The sequence below is a fragment of the Enterovibrio gelatinilyticus genome, from assembly GCF_028683095.1.
GTDB classification, from domain to species: Bacteria; Pseudomonadota; Gammaproteobacteria; order Enterobacterales; family Vibrionaceae; genus Enterovibrio; species Enterovibrio gelatinilyticus.
The window spans coordinates 1-20,237 of sequence record NZ_JAJUBC010000021.1 but is presented as its reverse complement, the minus strand read 5'-3'; the positions used below and the strand labels follow the sequence as shown (position 1 = coordinate 20,237).

Annotated in this window: 14 protein-coding genes; 9 read left to right on the top strand and 5 right to left on the bottom strand. The window is 46.8% G+C overall.

What is annotated here, in order from left to right; translation table 11 throughout:
• Positions 1-15: 15 nt before the first annotated feature.
• The 4 genes from LRP50_RS16925 to gyrA all read right to left on the bottom strand — a co-directional run bounded on the left by LRP50_RS16925 (position 16) and on the right by gyrA (position 6,991).
• Entirely contained in the window at positions 16-1,113 is a 1,098-nt protein-coding gene (locus LRP50_RS16925) for an ion channel (protein WP_274165647.1), read from the bottom strand.
• A 143-nt stretch (positions 1,114-1,256) separates the two neighbouring features.
• On the bottom strand, positions 1,257-2,636 hold the full coding sequence (locus LRP50_RS16920; protein WP_274165646.1) for a uracil-xanthine permease family protein: 1,380 nt from the start codon (positions 2,634-2,636) through the stop codon (positions 1,257-1,259).
• A gap of 289 nt (positions 2,637-2,925) precedes the next feature.
• Positions 2,926-4,008, bottom strand: coding sequence for a 3-phosphoserine/phosphohydroxythreonine transaminase (gene serC / locus LRP50_RS16915; RefSeq protein ID WP_274165645.1), 1,083 nt, complete (start codon positions 4,006-4,008; stop codon positions 2,926-2,928).
• Positions 4,009-4,303: 295 nt separating this feature from the next.
• A complete protein-coding gene (gene gyrA, locus LRP50_RS16910; protein WP_274165644.1) occupies positions 4,304-6,991 on the bottom strand; it encodes a DNA topoisomerase (ATP-hydrolyzing) subunit A in 2,688 nt (895 codons plus the stop codon).
• A gap of 639 nt (positions 6,992-7,630) precedes the next feature.
• Here gyrA and ubiG point away from each other — a divergent pair.
• From ubiG to glsA, 8 genes are all read left to right on the top strand, one after another.
• The gene (ubiG, locus tag LRP50_RS16905) at positions 7,631-8,344 is read left to right on the top strand and encodes a bifunctional 2-polyprenyl-6-hydroxyphenol methylase/3-demethylubiquinol 3-O-methyltransferase UbiG (RefSeq protein ID WP_274165643.1); all 714 of its coding nucleotides are present in this window, start codon (positions 7,631-7,633) and stop codon (positions 8,342-8,344) included.
• Between the two features lie 49 nt (positions 8,345-8,393).
• Positions 8,394-9,050: an HAD family hydrolase gene (locus tag LRP50_RS16900; RefSeq protein ID WP_274165642.1), complete on the top strand. Its 657-nt coding sequence runs from the start codon at positions 8,394-8,396 to the stop codon at positions 9,048-9,050.
• Between the two features lie 400 nt (positions 9,051-9,450).
• Positions 9,451-11,730 (top strand): class 1a ribonucleoside-diphosphate reductase subunit alpha, encoded by a 2,280-nt coding sequence (gene nrdA, locus LRP50_RS16895; protein ID WP_274165641.1) that lies wholly within the window; start codon positions 9,451-9,453, stop codon positions 11,728-11,730.
• A gap of 66 nt (positions 11,731-11,796) precedes the next feature.
• A complete protein-coding gene (gene nrdB, locus LRP50_RS16890; RefSeq protein WP_274165640.1) occupies positions 11,797-12,930 on the top strand; it encodes a class Ia ribonucleoside-diphosphate reductase subunit beta in 1,134 nt (377 codons plus the stop codon).
• The gene (locus LRP50_RS16885) at positions 12,927-13,217 is read left to right on the top strand and encodes a 2Fe-2S iron-sulfur cluster-binding protein (protein ID WP_274165639.1); all 291 of its coding nucleotides are present in this window, start codon (positions 12,927-12,929) and stop codon (positions 13,215-13,217) included. The genes nrdB and LRP50_RS16885 overlap by 4 nt, the downstream gene beginning before the upstream one ends.
• Positions 13,218-13,502: 285 nt before the next feature.
• On the top strand, positions 13,503-14,882 hold the full coding sequence (gad, locus tag LRP50_RS16880) for a glutamate decarboxylase (RefSeq protein ID WP_274165638.1): 1,380 nt from the start codon (positions 13,503-13,505) through the stop codon (positions 14,880-14,882).
• Between the two features lie 84 nt (positions 14,883-14,966).
• Entirely contained in the window at positions 14,967-16,514 is a 1,548-nt protein-coding gene (gene gadC, locus LRP50_RS16875) for a glutamine/gamma-aminobutyrate antiporter GadC (RefSeq protein WP_274165637.1), read from the top strand.
• Positions 16,511-17,449, top strand: a complete 939-nt coding sequence (gene glsA, locus LRP50_RS16870) for a glutaminase A (protein WP_274165636.1) — start codon at positions 16,511-16,513, stop codon at positions 17,447-17,449. The genes gadC and glsA overlap by 4 nt, the downstream gene beginning before the upstream one ends.
• A 103-nt stretch (positions 17,450-17,552) precedes the next feature.
• On the opposite strand, the gene LRP50_RS16865 is transcribed toward glsA, so the two are convergent.
• Positions 17,553-18,803: a CinA family nicotinamide mononucleotide deamidase-related protein gene (locus LRP50_RS16865; RefSeq protein ID WP_274165635.1), complete on the bottom strand. Its 1,251-nt coding sequence runs from the start codon at positions 18,801-18,803 to the stop codon at positions 17,553-17,555.
• Positions 18,804-19,285: 482 nt separating this feature from the next.
• Between LRP50_RS16865 and LRP50_RS16860 the strand changes: the two genes are divergently transcribed.
• On the top strand, positions 19,286-20,155 hold the full coding sequence (locus tag LRP50_RS16860; protein WP_420791234.1) for a DUF3943 domain-containing protein: 870 nt from the start codon (positions 19,286-19,288) through the stop codon (positions 20,153-20,155).
• The last annotated feature ends 82 nt before the right edge of the window (positions 20,156-20,237 follow it).

The following is a 20,237-nucleotide window of genomic DNA, read 5'->3' as shown; positions in this document are numbered from 1 at the left end:
ACATTGGTCTAACTGTTAACGCGTCATTTTCTTCACAAAAACCACCACGAAGAGCGCGATAGTGAAACTGCCAGTAAAGGCTTCCGTCGCAGCAACTAATCGCGACATCCCTACGGGTATGTAGTCACCATACCCTAAAGTCGTAAACGTCACGACGCTGTAGTAGAGACACTCTGCAAATGCCTGCGCATTACTACCTAACCCAAGTTCAGACGAATAGCCGACAGGGTCTCCAGCATACTGAATGCCAGTAATGAAATAGAGCATCGCACTTATCAATATCAAAGCAAGGGAGAAAAACACCACGCGAATGGGGCTTTCTCCGTAACCACAAAATAAATCTACTGTCTTAGACATCGCCCGTTGCGTTGACAAATATGGCATTTGGTAACGGCGCATTGTCAGTTCTTTCTGTAAAAAATAGCCTGCCATAGTGAAGATGCCATGAGCTTCTGATGCCTTACGTAAATCCCGATATATCTCTTCAGATTGCTCGTAAAGATCGAGTGCTTTTTCCATGTCCCTTGCCCGCTCTGCTACTTTCCCTTCGGCTTCTTGTTGAAGGATATTCCCAACCTTGATGTTGTCGATCTTGGTATCGGTCAGTTTTACGCCCAACAGATTACAGTTAATAAAGCTGGCACAATGAACATTGGCATCATGGAGGTCGGCCTTCATCAAGCTTCCATGATCAAACTTGGCATTAAACAGGTGAGCTGACGTCATATTCGAACGATAGAAGTTGGCATAACTCAGGTCGTAACCTCCGCCAGGGCCGTGTTTCACCAAGTTAACATCTCGAAGGTCAGCACGCTTAACAATGATCCCTCGAAGTTGTCCTCCGTTTTTTGCATAAGCTTCAAGACGCGCTTTTACATCAGGTGCATCCTTGGAAGCATTTTCATCATGCCAAAAGCAAAAACCCGACTCTTCTGCAGGTTCATGACATGCGTGTTGTTCGCCTTCAGGATCACAATACTGGCACGCCTGAAATGACTGTGTTTGCAATGGTATAGATTCATGATGACTAGCATCTGCATTCGTCGTTGACGGTGATAAATCGGAAGACGATTCCATACTTCCAACTTGTGCAGACTCAGAGCGATTTGACATAGCGACACCTCCACTTTCTCAGTATAGAGACTGAAATACGAAAGTGAGGATAAGAAGACGGTTAACGACGAAGAGATATATAGAAATAATCGAACCAGATAGCCAACCCTTTTTGCGGATTGGCTACCTTTCTAGTCAGTGGTTTATTTGTCTGACAGTTTATCTTCCATTGGCAGCACTAAATTAAGAATAATCGCTGTTAAACCACCCGCCGCCATCCCTGAAGAAAGAATGTTTCTCACCCAATCTGGCATGAACTGGAGGATCTCCGGTTTTTGAGCAATACCCAATCCCATAGAGAAAGATAACGCCATGATGAGAATGGCACGGCGGTTAAGTTCACAACGCGAAATGATGCGAATACCCGATGCGGCAATCGTACCAAACATCACAATGGTGGCGCCGCCTAGTACCGGCTCAGGAATTAACTGAACCAAGGTCGCAACGCCAGGTACAAGACCGAGGATAACCAACATACCCGCCACAAAGAAGCCAATGTAGCGACTCGCTACACCCGTGAGTTGAATAATGCCATTGTTTTGGCTAAACGTTGAATTAGGAAAACTATTTAGCACGGCTGCTAGCGCTGAGTTTACGCCGTCAGCCAACACGCCGCCTTTAATGCGTTTCATGTATACAGGACCAGAAACCGGCTGTTCAGACGTTTCCGACGTTGCAGTAATATCCCCTATCGCTTCCAACGATGTGACCAAAAACACAATCACCAACGGAACAAGTAACGAGAAGTCAAAAGCAAGTCCATATTGCATTGGCTTTGGTATCGCAAGCCATTCCACATTGTCAGTCGGCGCGGTGTTCACCATACCCAGAGCAAACGCTATCAAGGTACCCACAGACATGGCGATAACAATAGAAGAAACCCGCAAGTAAGGATTGTTGATGCGATTGAGTAGCACAATGACAGCGAGCACTGAACCTGCTAACAGCAGATTTTTCGGTTCGCCAAAAGTCCCGTTTTCGATGGCGGCATAACCGCCCCCCATTGAGGTTAACCCCACTTGGATAAGTGTGAGACCAATAAGGGTGACAACAATACCCGACACTAATGGCGTAATAATGCGTTGGGCATGCTCAAGCACACGAGAAAGGAAAACCTCGGTCAACGAGGCAATCATGATGGTACCAAAAATCGCTGCCATCATGGTTTCTGTATCCGCACCGCCTGCTTTCATCGCAAGGCCTGAGCCAATAATTGGCCCTAGAAAATTGAAACTCGTACCTTGAATAGACAGCAGACCTGAACCCATTGGGCCGAGTGTTCGAATTTGAATAAAAGAAGCGAGACCAGATGCAAACAATGACATGCTCACGATCGTATTCGTGTCTTCCGACGGCAGGCCCAATGCTTGGCAAATAATAAGCGACGGTGTAACAACGGCAACGAACATAGCAAGTAGGTGCTGAACCGCAGCAAACAAGGTTTGTGGTAGAGGTGGTCGGTCATAGAGTCCATAGATGAGTTCTGATGGACGAACATTATCTGCACGATGAGAATCGTTCATTTACTGATACCTGCTTTAAGTACACTTACTCCTGTGCGCTGAATGGGCAAAGGAGTTATCTGAAAGTCGTCTTCTGTGATTGCTGTTACTCAGAACAATCAGATAGTTAAGTGATGATTATGGGGAAGATTTTCGCGCCATTTTATCCAGCCACAACCAAAAAGCAAACGTTTGCGTTCCGCTACCAAATCATCTGGCTAAATAACGCGCACATTTAACAAACTCAAAACAAAAGCAAAAAAAAACCGCCACAATAAGGGCGGTTTCAGACACAATAGCGAATGAAAGGTTATGCGTGTTTTGCTTCAAACTCTTCCATAAAGTCAACCAATGCTTGCACACCTTCCAACGACATTGCGTTGTAAATTGATGCACGCATGCCGCCAACATCTCGGTGTCCTTTCAGTGCTTTCAAGCCTCGCGCATCTGATTCCGCAAGGAATGCTTCATCTAGATCAGCGTTGACCAGTTGGAATGGCACATTCATCAATGAGCGACTGCTCTCATGAATGTTGTTCACGTAGAAATCAGATGAATCGATATAGCCATAAAGCAACGCAGCCTTCGCTTCATTCTTCACCTGCATCGCTTCAACGCCACCTTGCTCTTTCACCCACTTGTAGACTTCACCCGCGAGATACCAACCGAACGTTGGAGGGGTATTGAACATCGAATCTTTTTCTACCAACGTCGTGTAGTTAAGTACATTTGGTAGGAATTCTTTCGCACGGCCTAGCAAATCGTCACGGACGATGATCAGGGTAATGCCCGCCGGGCCAATGTTCTTTTGAGCGCCCGCGTAAATCACACCATACTTAGACACATCAATCGGGCGTGACAAAATCGTCGACGACATGTCTGCAACGATTGGCTTGCTAGTCTCTGGCAGATCGCGTATTTCAATACCATCAATGGTTTCGTTCGGGCAGAAATGCACGAATGCTGCATCGCTACTTAGTTTCCAATCTTTAGCTGGAAGTACCGCACGTTTACCATCAATCTCTGTTTTTACTGTCACAACGTTAGGCGTGCAGTATTTTTTCGCTTCTTTGACCGCACTTGCTGCCCAGTACCCGCCATCAACATAATCCGCAATGGTGTTACTGCCTAGTAAGTTCATTGGCACGGCAGCAAACTGCGCACGAGCGCCACCTTGAGCATACAGAACGTGGTAGTTATCAGGGATGGACAGTAATTCACGAAGGTTTTTCTCAGCCTCATCCACTACTGCCAAAAACGCTTTGCTGCGGTGGGAGATTTCCATCACCGACGAGCCAGTGCCATTCCAGTCAATCAGTTCAGCCTGAACTTTTTCCAAAACGGCTTGTGGCAGCATTGCTGGGCCTGCTGAGAAATTGTGTACCTTTTCCATGATCTATGAATGCTCCTGCGTTGAATCGCTTAATAATGACTTTCTTAATAGTGCCAACTCATCCCTTTGCTGGCAGCGCTACTGAATAAGGCGCGTAGGAAGTCATGAATAAATAATGTTCTATTTGTTTTATCACCTTTCTCAAGGGATTGGAACGGGAAATACGCTCGATACCCAAGTAACCTGCAGATGCTCGATTCAGGTTGTTTGGGTATAGTTACGTCGATGTTTAGAAAGATAATAAAAAAACGCAGCCTAAGCTGCGTTTTTTATAACAAAGAATCAGAGGGAAGAATTACTCTTCGTCGTTTTCTTTGTCTTCTTCGGTATCTGCTGATGGCTCAACAGGTGCTTCTGCAGATGCTTGTTCAACAATTTCTGCATCAACAACAACTTCACCGTTTTCGTCCAGAATCAATTCTTCTTCTGGCTCATCGATACGTTGTAGGCCAACGACTTTCTCAGTCTCGCCAGTACGGATAAGTGTCACACCTTGGGTGTTTCGACCTACCTGACTCACTTCAGCAACGCGCGTACGCACTAAGGTACCGCCGTTGGTGATCATCATGAACTCATCACCCTCGGTGACTTGAACCGCACCAACTACTGAACCATTACGCTCAGAGACTTTGATGGATACAACACCTTGAGTCGCACGGCTCTTCGCTGGGTATTGGCCAAGTTCAGTACGTTTACCGTAACCGTTCTCAGTGACTGTCAGTACGTCGCCATCATTCTTCGGTACGATAAGTGATACCACTTTATCGCCTTCAGCAAGCTTAATACCACGAACACCTGCCGCTGTACGGCCCATGCCACGAACACCGCCTTTCGCGTTGCCTTCTTCATCGATAACTGGGCTTTCGCAGAAACGAACAACCTTACCAAATGAAGAGAACAACATAATGTCGCGTGTACCGTCCGTGATATCAACACCGATCAGTGAATCACCTTCACGAAGGTTAACTGCAATGATACCTGCGCTACGAGGACGGCTGAAATCAGTCAGCGGCGTCTTCTTAACGGTACCGTCACCCGTTGCCATGAAGACAAACTTGTCTTCTGAGTATTCTTTCACAGGCAAGATAGCTGTGATGCGCTCATTTGGCTCAAGCGGTAGCATGTTAACAATCGGCTTACCACGCGCAGTGCGCGAAGCTAGTGGCAATTGATACACTTTCAGCCAGTACATACGACCACGGCTCGAGAAGCACAGGATGGTGTCATGCGTGTTGGCAACAAGAAGACGCTCAATGTAGTCTTCTTCTTTCATTCGCGTAGCAGACTTACCTTTACCACCACGACGCTGTGCTTCGTAATCAGAAAGAACCTGATACTTCACATAGCCTTCATGAGATAGGGTCACTACCACGTCTTCTTGATTGATCAGATCTTCAATATCAATGTCATGGCTTGCCGCCGTGATTTCGGTACGACGCTCATCGCCATAACCATCACGTACCGCTTCAAGCTCTTCACGGATAACTTCCATGAGGCGCTCAGGGCTAGACAAGATGAACATGAGTTCGCCAATCAGTGTTAGCAGCTCTTTATATTCATCAAGGATCTTTTCGTGCTCAAGACCGGTCAGTTTGTGTAGACGCAAGTCCAAGATAGCTTGTGCTTGCTGCTCAGTCAGGAAGTATTTTCCATCGCGAACACCAAACTCATCTTCTAGCCATTCTGGGCGAGCAGCGTCAACACCTGTTGCTTCAAGCATTGCAGCAACAGTACCAAGCTCCCAACCACGTTGCTGCAGTTGTTCGCGTGCAATCGCTGGAGTTTGTGCATTACGAATCATCTCGATGATTTCATCGATGTTCGCCAATGCAATCGCCAAACCTTCCAAGATATGAGCACGATCACGAGCTTTGCGAAGTTCGTAAATAGTACGACGTGTCACCACTTCACGGCGGTGGTTCACGAAGCACTTCAGCATATCTTTCAGGCCGAACAAGCGTGGCTGGTTATTGTCCAACGCAACCATGTTGATACCGAAAGAGGTCTGAAGTTGCGTTTGCGAGTAAAGGTTGTTGAGGATAACCTCACCTACCGCATCACGCTTACATTCAATAACAATGCGCATACCGTCTTTATCAGACTCATCACGCAGTGCACTGATGCCTTCAATCTTCTTATCCTTCACAAGCTCGGCGATCTTCTCGATCAAACGCGCTTTATTCACTTGATAAGGGATTTCAGAAACAATGATGGTTTCTTTGCCGTTCTTCTCGACTTCGATTTCCGCGCGTGAACGCAGGTAAATCTTGCCGCGACCAGTGCGGTATGCATCTTCAATGCCCTTACGGCCATTGATCATTGCAGCGGTTGGGAAGTCTGGGCCTGGAATGTGTGTCATCAACTCTTCAATAGTGATGTCTTCATTCTCAATGTATGCCAAACAACCGCTAATAACTTCTGTCAGGTTATGCGGAGGAATATTGGTTGCCATACCCACAGCAATACCTGAAGCACCATTAACCAAAAGGTTAGGGAGACGGGTCGGCATGACTTCAGGGATCTGTTCAGTACCGTCATAGTTCGGTACGTAATCGACTGTATCTTTGTCGAGATCCGCCAATAGTTCGTGGGCAATTTTTGACATGCGAACTTCGGTATAACGCATTGCCGCCGCAGAGTCGCCGTCAATTGAACCGAAGTTGCCTTGTCCATCAACCAACATATAGCGCAGCGAGAAAGGCTGTGCCATACGAACGATGGTGTCATAAACTGCGCTGTCACCGTGTGGGTGGTATTTACCGATCACATCGCCAACAACACGGGCAGATTTTTTGTATGCTTTGTTCCAGTCATTGCCTAGTACGTTCATCGCGAATAAAACGCGACGGTGTACTGGCTTCAGACCATCACGCACGTCAGGAAGAGCACGACCCACGATGACGGACATCGCATAGTCGAGGTAAGAACTTTTCAGTTCATCTTCAATGTTGACGGGCGTGATCTCTTTAGCAAGATCGCTCATGGAGCCAATATCCCTCAGGTAAGTATGTCAAAAATGACTACGTGCAAGACGATGAGAATACCATAAAACTAGACCAAGAGTCACAGCCTAAACCCGAGATAAATCACGAATTACTCTTATTCTGGCGCTCTAACGCACGACAGGGCGAAAAAACGTTCAATGGCAAGGTGGAGCTAGAAAAATTTGTGAGAATCGCTCACAGAAGCGTAGGCGTATTTTTTTAGATTCTCTGAGTATTTGATGAGCGCCTTTTTTCAACCATGTGCATGTCACGATTTACTATGTAATAAAAGAAAGAAAAGAAGAGTGGGAAGTGCCTCCCAATATCCATCCTCTTAGTAAGGAAAAATAAGTTCTGACGCAATCAAGTGTCAACAAGGAGGCGCTATGTTACACAAAGCAATCAATGCAGTGGGTATGGCAATCATTATCGGTAAATACACTTTGTTGGGGCTGCTCGCTGCAGTTGCCGTTACCAACGCAGCATAACTTTATTACCGATTCATTCGTTCGTTAAACACATCATTGCCGGGGGATCTGCCTCCGGTTTTCGTTGTCCCTTCTCCTCAACGTTTTCTGCATTTCGCTGTTGATTATAAAGCGGTTATAATGGCAAAAAAATTTAGGGACAAATACGCAATGACGACCCCACAAAATGTCGACCCCGCAGAAATCAAGAAATTTGAAGATATGGCCTCACGATGGTGGGATCTAGACGGCGAGTTTAAACCGCTGCACGAGATCAACCCTCTTCGTTTGAACTATGTCATCGAGCGTACGGCTGGCATCTTTGGCAAAAAAGTACTGGATGTGGGTTGTGGCGGGGGCATTCTTGCAGAAAGCATGGCTCGCGAAGGCGCTGACGTGACGGGCCTAGATATGGGCAAAGAGCCTTTGACAGTAGCACGCCTTCACGCGTTAGAAACAGGTACTAGCGTTTCCTATATCCAAACAACAGCGGAAGAACATGCCGATGCTAACGCAGGCACATACGATGTTGTCACGTGTATGGAAATGCTCGAGCATGTTCCAGATCCAGCCTCAGTGATAGCAGCTTGTGCTCGTATGGTAAAACCTGGCGGCCACGTTTTCTTCTCCACATTAAATCGCAACACTAAGTCTTGGTTATTTGCGATCGTCGGTGCCGAGCATGTGATGAAAATCGTTCCAAAAGGGACACATGATCACAATAAGTTTATTCGCCCGTCAGAACTTTTAAAGATGATTGATGCTACGCCGCTTGCAGAACAACACATGACAGGCCTTCACTACAATCCGCTGACTAACCAGTATTGGTTGTCGCCACGTAACGTTGACGTCAACTACATTGTTCATACTCAAAGCCCGGAATAACCGGGCTCTTTTTTACTTAAAGACAAAACGTCACGGATGAGGACAGTCAATGAAAGGGAAGATCAAAGCGGTTCTGTTTGATTTAGACGGCACACTGCTCGATACCGCACCAGACATGGCGAACGCAGCAAATAATGTTCTGCGCGACCACGGTCTCCCTCCATTAACTAAAACACAGATTCAAGCCAACACCAGCCATGGTGCTCGCGGCTTACTGAGAGCAGGGTTTGGTCAATCACGGCAAGGTATAGATATCGACCAGCTAAGATTGGCATTTCTCGATCACTATGCAAACAGCATCTGTACCGCAACAGCCCCTTATGAAGGCGTCGATACGCTCCTTTCTGAACTTACCGAGCGTAATATTCCTTGGGGGATAATGACCAACAAGCCCAGCTTTCTCACTAAGATGCTTCTCCCCTACTTTCCATTTCTCTCTCAAACCCCAGCGCTTGTTTGTGCTGATACGCTCAGCCGAGCCAAGCCTCATCCGGATCCACTTATCTATGCCGCTGGTTTGATCAACGTTTTGCCTTCTGACTGTTTGTATGTAGGTGACATCGAAAATGACATCATCGCGGCGAAAGCAGCCAACATGTATTCCGCTGTTGCAGCATGGGGTTACATTGGAGAGGAGCAGAATCCTGTTGAGTGGGATGCAGATCTTACTTTTAACAGTCCTGTAGGAATTCTGTCATTATTCTGATCTTTGTCACACGTCTAAAGCGCACAAAATAACCAACTTTCATGCAGTTAAGATGAATCACTGTTTGTATTACTAGGCAAGAATAATATTTTTTTTTATTTACATCCGTACCCTAAAAATTATTGCATTTTTCTATGCCATTGCATCTTATAGGACAAATGGGTTAGTAAGCACTAACATAACAATCATCATCCCCAAGATATCCACAGAAGGCGAATATTCGCTAACTTGCAATATCATCAGCTCATCACTATCTTGTTACTCAAGCAAGGCGAACCCCCTATATGTAGTGTTTGGATGCGTACGCCATCAGTTTAATATTGATCACAATTCTTCCTTGCAACTTGTGAAATCTTGCGAAAACACGTCTTCAGGCAAGGAAATACCGGGAACAAGATAAATGAACCAACAAATTACCGTCCAAAAGCGCAGTGGCGTAAAGGAAAACATTGATCTAGACAAAATCCACCGTGTTATCGAGTGGGCAGCCAAAGACCTAGACAATGTCTCAGTATCACAAGTCGAACTCCGTTCTCATATCCAATTTTACGACGGTATTAAAACTGAAGACATCCACGAGACCATCATCAAAGCAGCTGCTGATCTGATCTCTGAGCAAACGCCTGACTACCAATATTTGTCAGCGCGCCTTGCTATTTTCCACTTGCGCAAAAAGGCTTACGGCCAGTTCGAACCGCCTAAGCTTGTTGACCACATTCGTAAGATGGTCGACATGGGCAAGTACGATCAGCACATCTTGGAAGACTACACCGAAGAAGAATTGAACATTCTAGATGGCTATATTGACCACTGGCGTGATATGAATTTTTCTTATGCTGCTGTTAAGCAATTGGAAGGCAAATATTTAGTACAGAACCGTGTTACTGGAGAAATCTACGAAAGTGCACAGTTTTTGTACATTATGGTCGCTGCATGCCTGTTTGCTAACTATCCGAAAGAAACGCGTCTTGACTACATTCGCCGTTTCTACGATGCCGCGTCACTGTTCAAAATTTCACTGCCTACGCCAATCATGTCAGGCGTTCGTACACCGACCCGTCAGTTCAGCTCATGCGTACTGATTGAGTGTGATGACAGCCTTGATTCTATCAATGCGACAGCAAGCGCGATTGTGCGTTACGTGAGCCAACGTGCTGGTATAGGTATTAACGCTGGTCGCATTCGTGCACTCGGTAGCCCTATTCGTGGTGGTGAAGCATTCCATACTGGTTGTATCCCGTTTTACAAGTATTTCCAAACCGCCGTTAAGTGTTGCTCACAAGGCGGTGTTCGTGGCGGTGCGGCGACACTGTTCTACCCAATGTGGCACCGTGAAGTTGAAAACCTGCTGGTGTTGAAAAACAACCGCGGCGTTGAAGAAAACCGTGTCCGTCACATGGACTACGGCGTACAAATCAACAAATTGATGTATACCCGTCTGATTAAGGGCGAAAACATTTCCCTGTTTTCACCATCGGATGTACCAGGGCTTTACGATGCTTTCTTCGCTGACCAAGCAGAATTTGAGCGCCTTTACGTTCAATATGAGCAAGATGCTTCTATTAAGCGTGAAACTGTCAAAGCGGTTGAGCTGTTTTCACTGATGATGCAAGAGCGTGCCTCAACCGGTCGTATCTACATTCAAAACGTTGATCACTGCAATACTCATAGCCCGTTTGACCCTGCCGTTGCACCTATTCGTCAATCGAACCTGTGTCTTGAAATCGCATTGCCAACCAAGCCTTTGACCAACGTGGAAGATGACAACGGTGAAATCGCCCTCTGTACTCTATCTGCGTTCAACTTAGGCGCTATCAAAGAGTTGGACGAACTTGAAGAGTTGGCCGATTTAACCATTCGTGCTCTCGATTCATTGCTTGATTATCAAGACTACCCGCTACCAGCAGCGCGCAAAGCCACCATGAACCGCCGCACGTTAGGTGTAGGTGTGATTAACTTTGCTTACTACTTAGCGAAAAATGGTGTCCGTTATTCAGACGGCAGCGCAAATGGTCTAACACACCGCACCTTTGAAGCAATTCAGTACTACCTACTGAAAGCCTCTGTGGGTCTAGCGAAAGAAAAAGGCGCTTGTCCGTCTTTCAACGAAACCACCTATGCACAAGGTGTGCTGCCTATCGACACCTACAAGCGTGACTTGGACAAGGTTTGTGAAGAAGCACTTCACTATGACTGGGAAACGCTTCGTGGTGAGATCGTCGAGCATGGTTTACGCAACTCAACCTTGTCAGCGTTGATGCCATCAGAAACATCGTCACAAATCTCGAACGCTACCAATGGCATTGAACCACCGCGTGGTTTTGTTTCTGTCAAAGCATCGAAAGACGGCATCCTGAAGCAGGTTGTTCCTGAGTACGACAAGTACAAAGAAAACTACGAATTACTATGGAACATCGGTTCTAATGATGGATACCTACAGTTAGTCGGTATCATGCAGAAATTCGTCGACCAAGCGATTTCCGCTAACACCAACTACGACCCAAGCAAACAAGCTGGTGGCAAAACACCAATGAAGTTGCTGCTCAAAGACTTGCTGACGGCGTATAAACTTGGTGTGAAAACGTTGTACTACCACAACACTCGTGATGGCGCGGATGATGCACAGCAAGATCTAGCCGCACAAGACGATGATTGCGCAGGCGGTGCTTGCAAAATCTAATATCTAAATGGGAGGGAGCATCAGCTCCCTCTTTAAGGTTTCATTTTACACGGTATCTTTACGGCAATGGCTTACAGCACTTTTTCAAAAACAAACAATAACGCACTCAAAGAACCTATGTTCTTTGGTCAGCCTGTAAACGTAGCGCGCTACGACCAGCAGAAGTATGAAATTTTCGAACGACTGATCGAAAAGCAACTTTCGTTTTTCTGGCGCCCTGAAGAAGTCGATGTCTCGGGAGACCGTATTGATTACAACAAGTTGCCTGAACATGAGAAGCACATTTTCATCAGCAATTTGAAGTACCAAACCCTGTTGGATTCCATTCAAGGACGCAGCCCAAACGTTGCCTTGCTTCCGTTGGTGTCTATTCCTGAGTTAGAAACATGGATTGAGACTTGGTCTTTTTCTGAAACCATTCACTCTCGTTCTTATACTCATATCATCCGTAATATCGTCAACAACCCGTCAGTTGTATTTGATGATATCGTCGCCAACGATCAAATCATCAAGCGTGCGAATGACATTGCCAAGTATTACGATGACTTGATTCAAGCCACCAGCGACTACCATCGATTGGGTGAAGGTGAGCACACCATTAACGGTGAAACCATCGTGGTTTCGCTACGTGAGCTTAAGAAGAAACTCTACGTCTGCCTGATGTCAGTGAATGCACTGGAAGCCATTCGTTTCTATGTGAGTTTCGCGTGTTCATTTGCCTTTGCAGAACGCGAATTGATGGAAGGCAATGCAAAAATCATCAAATTGATTGCGCGTGATGAATCATTGCACCTAACTAGCACACAGCACATGCTGAATATCCTTCGCAGTGGCGATGACGACCCAGAAATGGCAGACATTGCGAAAGAGTGCGAGCAAGAATGCTTCGACTTATTTAAAGAAGCAGCTGAGCAAGAAAAAGAGTGGGCAGAATACCTGTTTAAAGACGGCTCGATGATCGGCTTGAACAAGGATATTCTTTGCCAATATGTGGAATATATTACCAACCTCCGTATGTCTGCGGTTGGACTGAAGCCTGCATACTCAAACGCGTCTCAAAACCCGATCCCTTGGATTAATGCATGGTTGTCTTCTGACAATGTTCAGGTGGCACCACAAGAAGCAGAAATCAGTTCATACCTTGTCGGCCAAATTGATAACGACATGAATATCGATGATTTGGGTGACTTCGAACTATGAGTCAAATCACTATCAAAGTGAATGGCGAATTGCTGGTGGGCAATACCCACCAGCCACTGCTCGACCAACTCGAACAATCAGGACTTCAACCTGAATTCCAATGCCGTAACGGCGTATGTGGTGCTTGTCGCTGCAAACTCGATAACGGTTCGGTAACTCAGCAAGATGCCATGGCCTATGTCGCTGCGGGAGAAATCCTGACTTGTGGCTCGGTACCTACTGGCAACGTAGAATTGGAATTCGACTACCAGCTTTCTTTTGTAGCTAAAAAAGCCGCTAACCTCTGACTCAGGTTTTGCGGCGCTTTTTTTTCAACATAACTCCTCGCTAATCCCCCAATAAAACCTTCATATTCTTCGTATCAATCCTCTTATCTGTCCTCTTATCTGCCCATGCTGTCGATCTTCTGCACCATAGAAGCTCGATGTCCAAAAAACTTTCATTGTTAGTGCATTCTATCTCATATATTGGTCACTTCTTTTCCGTCGTCTTTCCAATACTGATAGCTCAATGAGTTTTAATCATTAATGCTCTCATTCCCAACTTTTTTGCGGCGCGCTAGGAGACAATGTATGGGATTACATTTCACCAAAGGAAACGACCTTCAAACAGAAGATCTATATGAAGAAGCCCTTTCTCAGACTCAGCTCCCCAAACACGCTCTACCCACACAAAGTCAACCGCCAGAACTCATCGCACAACTGCTACGTGATGAATTGCTCATGGATGGTAATGCCAGACAGAATCTCGCCACGTTTTGCTCGACATGGATGGAACCAAGTGTCCACGAATTAATGGATGCTTGCATAGACAAAAACATGATCGACAAAGACGAATACCCGCAAACAGCGGAAATTGAAGCACGTTGTGTTCATATTCTTGCCAATCTTTGGAATAGCCCCGAAAGCGAAACCACCGTGGGGTGTTCGACCACAGGCTCATCAGAAGCCGCCATGTTGGGTGGCCTTGCCATGAAGTGGAACTGGCGAAAAAAACGCGAGGCGCTCGGCTTAGCGACGGACAAACCCAACATTGTCTGTGGCCCCGTTCAAATCTGCTGGCACAAATTCGCTCGCTACTTTGATGTTGAAATGCGTGAAATACCGCTCGATGGCGACGAAGTAGGAATGAATCCCGACAAACTCTCACAATACGTTGATGAAAATACAATCGGTGTCGTACCTACTCTTGGTGTTACCTATACCTGCGTTTATGAGCCCGTAGAAGTTATTTCAAACAAACTCGATGAGCTTCAAGCAAAAACCGGCTTGGATATCCCTATCCACGTCGACGGTGCATCGGGTGGCTTTATCGCTCCGTTTGTTTCTCCCGAATTGAAATGGGACTTTCGACTGCCACGGGTTGTGTCGATTAACAGTTCAGGCCACAAATTCGGTTTGGCGCCTCTCGGAGTTGGGTGGGTGGTATGGCGAGACAAAAAACATCTACCCGATGAGTTAGTATTTAATGTTGATTACCTCGGCGGAAACATGCCTACCTTTGCACTCAATTTCTCACGCCCAGGCGGTCAAATCGTCGCGCAATACTACAACTTTCTACGTTTAGGCTTTGAAGGGTACAAAGGAATCCAAGAGTCTTGTTTAAGCACCGCTCAATGGTTAGCTGACGAAATCGCTAAACTTGGCCCCTTCGAACTGTTCTATAACGGACGAGGCGGACTACCCGCCCTTAGCTACAGCTTAAAAGAAGGAAACTGGGGATTCACACTCTATGACCTTTCAGACCGCATGAGAATGCGCGGTTGGCAAATTGCCTCCTACCCGCTTCCAAGTAACCGCCAAGACACAGTGATACAGCGCATCATGATACGCCATGGCGTAAGCAAAGATATGGTTGCCTTACTGCTTGAAGACCTCAAACGATGCCTCGAGTACTTCAAGCAATATCCACAAGCAAAATCGAGTACAACGTCCTCATTCCACCACGGTTAGTCCTGCACTTACGGGGGCGTTAAATCGTTCAATTTAGTCCAAAGGCCACCGTTTCGTGTGGCCTTCACTCCATAGGATTAAAAAATGGATAAGAAAAGCAGTGCTGCTGCCACAGGCAAAATAAGTGTGGTTACATTCGCCATCATGAACATTGTGGCGGTTGTCAGTTTGCGAGGTTTACCTGCAGAGGCAGAGTACGGTCTTAGCTCGGTCTTTTTCTATGTGTTTGCCGCTGTATTCTTCCTAATACCTGTTTCATTGGTGGCCGCAGAACTGGCAACAGGCTGGCCAGAAAAAGGCGGTATTTTCAGGTGGATAGGTGAAGCTTTTGGCCCCAAACTGGCTTTCATGGCTATGTTCTTGTTGTTTGTACAAGTGTGTGTTTGGTTCCCGACTGCCCTGACATTTGGAGCCGTCTCTTTGGCCTTTATAGGACCCGATCAAACCTTTGATGCCGCTCTCTCACAGAATAAATTCTTCGTCCTCGCTATCGTATTAGCTATCTATTGGTTTGCGACCTTTATTGCCTTTCGCGGCGTAGCAGCTTTTACATTACTGTCCAAATGGGGTGGCATTATCGGCACCATTGTTCCTGCTATTATTCTCATCATACTGGGGTTTGCCTTCCTGCTCAGTGGTGAAAAAATTCAGATAGAGATGCAATGGAAAGACGTCATTCCAGATCTTTCAAATTTCAATAACGTTGTACTCGCCGCCAGTATTTTTCTGTTTTATGCCGGTATGGAAATGAACGCCATCCACGTTAAAGATCTCGACAATCCAACCCGTTCATACCCAATAGCAATTGGTATTGCCGCGCTAGGAACCGTGGTGATCTTCGTTCTCGGCACACTGGCCATCGCCTTCGTGATCCCGAGCGCTGACATCAACCTGACACAGAGTCTATTAGTCGCATACTTCGATATGTTCCGATGGGCCGGGCTGAGCTTTTTAGGCCCTATCATGGCTATCTGTCTCGCTATTGGTGTATTGGCAGGTATTGTCACATGGGTCGCAGGGCCTTCGACCGGCCTGCTGGAAGTCGCGAAAGCGGGCTATATGCCGCGGTTTTGGCAGCAGACCAACAAGAATGGCATGGCTATCCACATACTCTTGGTTCAAGGGATCATCGTGAGCTTTCTCGCGGTGACCTTTGTTGTTTTACCTTCGGTCGAAGCGGCGTATCAAATTCTCAGTCAACTTGCCGCCGTTATTTATCTTACGCTGTACATGCTGATGTTTTCAGCCGCTATCTACCTGCGATTTAGCCAACCTAACCGTCCTCGCCCCTACAATGTGCCAGGAGGAAAAACGGGGTTATACATCTTTGCAGGCGTCGGTTTTACTGCATCCGCCATTGCCTTTGCATTCAGCTTCATTCCACCTAGTCAGATTGCCGTTGGCAGCCCTACCGTGTTCATTTCTATTTTGGTTGGATTGAGTCTGTTTTTCATCGCCATTCCCTTTGTGATCTACGCCGTTCGCAAACCCCATTGGCGAGATGAGAACTCTGACTTTGCCCCTTTCACATGGCAAATTGAAGGCGTGCATCCCGGCCTGCAAAATGATTCCGATAAACACACTGAAGGCGTCACGGAGAGTCATCGCGAAGGCAAGGGGGCAGCATCATGAACATCATGCCTTCACCAGACACACTGCAGTCACTGGTTGATGATACCTATCGCCAATTTAAGACATTACCCGGTGGCGAAAATGCCAGCTATATTCCGTATCTTGCATCAGTGCCATCGGATCTTGCCGCTTTAGTGATTGTCACAGCAAATGGCGAGATCTATCAAGCGGGTGACAGTGACTACGGTTTTGCTATCGAATCTATCTCTAAGGTCGCAACACTGGCACTGCTCATGGAGGATGTTGGCCCCGAAATAGTGCGAGAGAAGATTGGCGCAGAGCCAACAGGGCTTCCTTTCAATTCAGTGATGGCGCTATGTGAACACCAAGATAAACCGCTTTCACCTCTGGTGAATGCGGGTGCCATGGCTAGTGTCAGTTTGCTTAACGCCACCGACCCCGAAAACCGATGGGCGCGCATTTTAGATATGCAACGGCGGATGACGGCTGCCTCAATCATGCTTTCCGATGAAATCAATGAATCAGAGCAAACAACCAACTTTCACAATAGAGGGATTGCATGGCTCTTGTATGCGGCGGGTAACTGTTTTTGTGATCCCATGGAAGCCTGCGATGTTTATACACGGCAATGCTCCACACTCGTGACTTGTAAAGATCTCGCAGTGATGAGCGCGACACTTGCAAACCGAGGCATGAATCCGCTATCGAGCGAACAAATCATCGCGGCACAAAACGTAGCTCCAGTACTTGCCGAAATGACGATGGAAGGTCTCTATGACTATTCAGGTGATTGGGCATTTGAAGTAGGGCTGCCGGGAAAAAGTGGCGTTGGCGGTGGCGTGCTCGCTGTCGCGCCCGGAAAACTCGGTATCGCGGCGTTTTCTCCCCCGTTGGATGAATCAGGAAACAGCGTGAGAGCGCAACGAATGATTGCGCATGTGGCCAAAAAGCTAAACCTAAACCTGTATACCTAAGCAACTTCAAGATGCTGCTTGAGTGCTGAGATCTTCCACTGACGTTGAGATTAAAAGATCATTATAGAAAGACGCCTGACTGTATCAGGCGTCTTTATCATGTTTACTCAGCTTCACTGTCGACAGGGATATGCAACGACTCTGTAGTCACCAAAGAGGCGATATCGGGGAACATCTCGTATCCGCATAGATAGCGTCTCAACATGTCTAGCAGCATGGTGGCAGTGTAACAACGGAAGTTCTCATTGCTTTGAGAACGACGGGGCTTCACGACAATACCCCAATCACCATCAGCAGCAGACAGTCCAAGTGCAACACGACCCGCTTCCATATTCCCACAGGCTAAACCGATATCAACACCCGCATTCTCACGAGATGCTGTCGCCATCGCGAGCACCGCTGCTAACGGATTGTAATCGCCTTCAGCAACTAGGCTAGATTCACTCAGCACCCAACCTTGAACAAACGCTTCTTTCGTAGCTTCTGTTTGATTTAACCAATTGGCCAAGTACCCGCCAGAGAATTTTTCCGCAACGGAAATTGTCACCTTGCTCTGCTCTAGGAGATTGCCAACCGACTCCAACATGGGTTGACCATCCCCCACCAAACGATCGCCCAATACATTGCGGATCGCGTCAGTGATCAGCGAGATGTCACTATGCTGGCGAGGTGAAAAAAGTTTCACTTCGATAAAAGGCAGTGAAGAACGATACCCGATCTCAAATTCATTCGGCAGCGACAAAAGCTCTAGTTTGTCATTGAGGAGGGATTCGGAGAAGCCGAAGGTATATAAGCGCTGAATTTCTTGCTTGGTCGTGTTTGGAAAGCCTGTTTGAAGGCGAGGTACGATTTCGTTGTCAAACATGTGCTTGAACTCACTTGGCACACCTGGCGTAAAGAAGAACAAGCAATCGTTAAGCGTGGCTGAAAATCCACAAGCACTGCCTACAGGGTTATCCACCAGCTCAGCACCCTCAGGCAGCATGGCTTGCTTAATATTACTTTTAGGCATGGTATTACCATTTTTTTCAAACCGTGCCTTTAATTCAGTTAGCCAATGGTTGTTCAACTCAAGATCGACATCCATCGCCATTGCCATCGCTTCTGTTGTGAGATCATCCGTGGTTGGCCCTAAACCGCCATTAACAATCACGACGTCTGACACTTGGCTGCATCTAACTAGCTCAATCGCGATATCATCAACCGCATCACCTACAGTGACACGTCTATGCAGCGCAAAGCCTTCTTCAAAGCAACGTCTCGATAGCCAAGCTGCATTGGTATCAGTGATATCACCGTGTAGCACTTCCTCGCCAGTACTTAGCATTGCGACTCGAAGTTTGCTCTGTCCCACTGATATCTCCTTATAAGCGATAGTGTAAAGCCATTATGCACAGACACTTAACACTATCGCAACCAGCGATATTCACGACGGCTAAACAGATTCAGTACGGGTATTTATCACAGACATCGTTGACAGCCACACCAAGAAAAACACCCGTTTTTCCGCCCAAGCTTTCGCCGCACTTCGCACTAAACATGAACACTCTAGACACACCACTATTAAAATAGCGATGGATGTCTAGTTTTTGGTGGAAATATGACCCTTTACGTTGCTATGATTAGCGGCTTAATTGCGAGTGCCTCACAATTAGCACTTTGTTTCGGTTATGACTCCCATGCTTCAGCGTGGTTATCATGGACGTGTCTCATACACCGACCAAATACCACTGTTATTTTTGAACACTTTTTCTCGCCAAACCTCGGCTACATGGCAACGCTGAATGGTTTGGCTTTTTGTTGTGTGGGAGATCCTACGTGCGTTATCGCTCAACCTTGGCTGCGGCCGCTTTGCTTTGCTCTCAAACGGCCTTGGCTTTTGATGCTTCAACCATCAACTTCGAGCAGCAAGCTTATTCCTACTCGAACAGTTATGGTTTTGACTCCCTTGCTCTTAACGATGCGCAAGATCAGCCAGTAGATAGCGCTATGCGTTTTAACGAATCTCCTGCTCATCGTTTGCCAAAGTATCTGTCTACTGCCCCAGAAAAAGACTGGGACTACTTGATGGGTCAAACTTATACCATCTTGGGTTTAAGTGTGGCGACAGTCGGCTTGATGACGTTTTTACCAGAAAGCGTGACTAACTGGACACCGGAAGATCGCGATTTCAGTAACCTTGCAGGAAAATGGTGGGATAACGTGTCTGCAGGCCCAGTCTGGGATAAAGATGACCACTACCTGAACTACGTGATGCACCCGTACTTCGGTGGTGTTTACTACACCGCAGCGCGTCACTCCGGCTTCACTGAATTCGAGTCGTTCTTATACTCCTTCACCATGTCGACCTTTTTCTGGGAATATGGCGTAGAAAGCTTTGCAGAAATCCCTTCTATTCAAGACATCATTGTTACGCCACTATTTGGCGCAGCAGTGGGTGAATGGATGTATCTGACAGAGAAAGAGATCGTAGCCGATGGTGGTGAAGTGATGGGTTCTGACACCCTAGGTGGCGTCAGCTTGTTCTTCCTGAACCCTGTGGGTCATATCCACTACTGGGTGACCGATTGGTGGCAAGGTGATACCGACGTTCGAATGAACTACGACCCGTGGTTTAACAACCATGACGCAGCAAGATTCGCTGCCGATGCGGGCGCGCCATACGACAGCCAGTTTATTGGTATGCAGGTCAGCCTTAAATTCTAAGCCTGATTTTCGCAATCGATATAAACACAAAGCCGACTACTGAACTGCCCCCCAATAGTTGGACAACCAATTCTTGGGGGTC

Excerpts from the sequence above, each read along its gene's own strand:
- gadC (WP_274165637.1), top strand. The coding sequence starts at position 14,967 with ATGGATAAGAAAAGCAGTGCTGCTGCCACAGGCAAAATAAGTGTGGTT.
- LRP50_RS16925 (WP_274165647.1), bottom strand. The coding sequence starts at position 1,113 with ATGTCAAATCGCTCTGAGTCTGCACAAGTTGGAAGTATGGAATCGTCT.
- nrdA (WP_274165641.1), top strand. The coding sequence starts at position 9,451 with ATGAACCAACAAATTACCGTCCAAAAGCGCAGTGGCGTAAAGGAAAAC.
- gyrA (WP_274165644.1), bottom strand. The coding sequence starts at position 6,991 with ATGAGCGATCTTGCTAAAGAGATCACGCCCGTCAACATTGAAGATGAA.
- glsA (WP_274165636.1), top strand. The coding sequence starts at position 16,511 with ATGAACATCATGCCTTCACCAGACACACTGCAGTCACTGGTTGATGAT.
- nrdB (WP_274165640.1), top strand. The coding sequence starts at position 11,797 with ATGGCTTACAGCACTTTTTCAAAAACAAACAATAACGCACTCAAAGAA.
- LRP50_RS16920 (WP_274165646.1), bottom strand. The coding sequence starts at position 2,636 with ATGAACGATTCTCATCGTGCAGATAATGTTCGTCCATCAGAACTCATC.
- gad (WP_274165638.1), top strand. The coding sequence starts at position 13,503 with ATGGGATTACATTTCACCAAAGGAAACGACCTTCAAACAGAAGATCTA.
- ubiG (WP_274165643.1), top strand. The coding sequence starts at position 7,631 with ATGACGACCCCACAAAATGTCGACCCCGCAGAAATCAAGAAATTTGAA.
- serC (WP_274165645.1), bottom strand. The coding sequence starts at position 4,008 with ATGGAAAAGGTACACAATTTCTCAGCAGGCCCAGCAATGCTGCCACAA.
- LRP50_RS16885 (WP_274165639.1), top strand. The coding sequence starts at position 12,927 with ATGAGTCAAATCACTATCAAAGTGAATGGCGAATTGCTGGTGGGCAAT.
- LRP50_RS16900 (WP_274165642.1), top strand. The coding sequence starts at position 8,394 with ATGAAAGGGAAGATCAAAGCGGTTCTGTTTGATTTAGACGGCACACTG.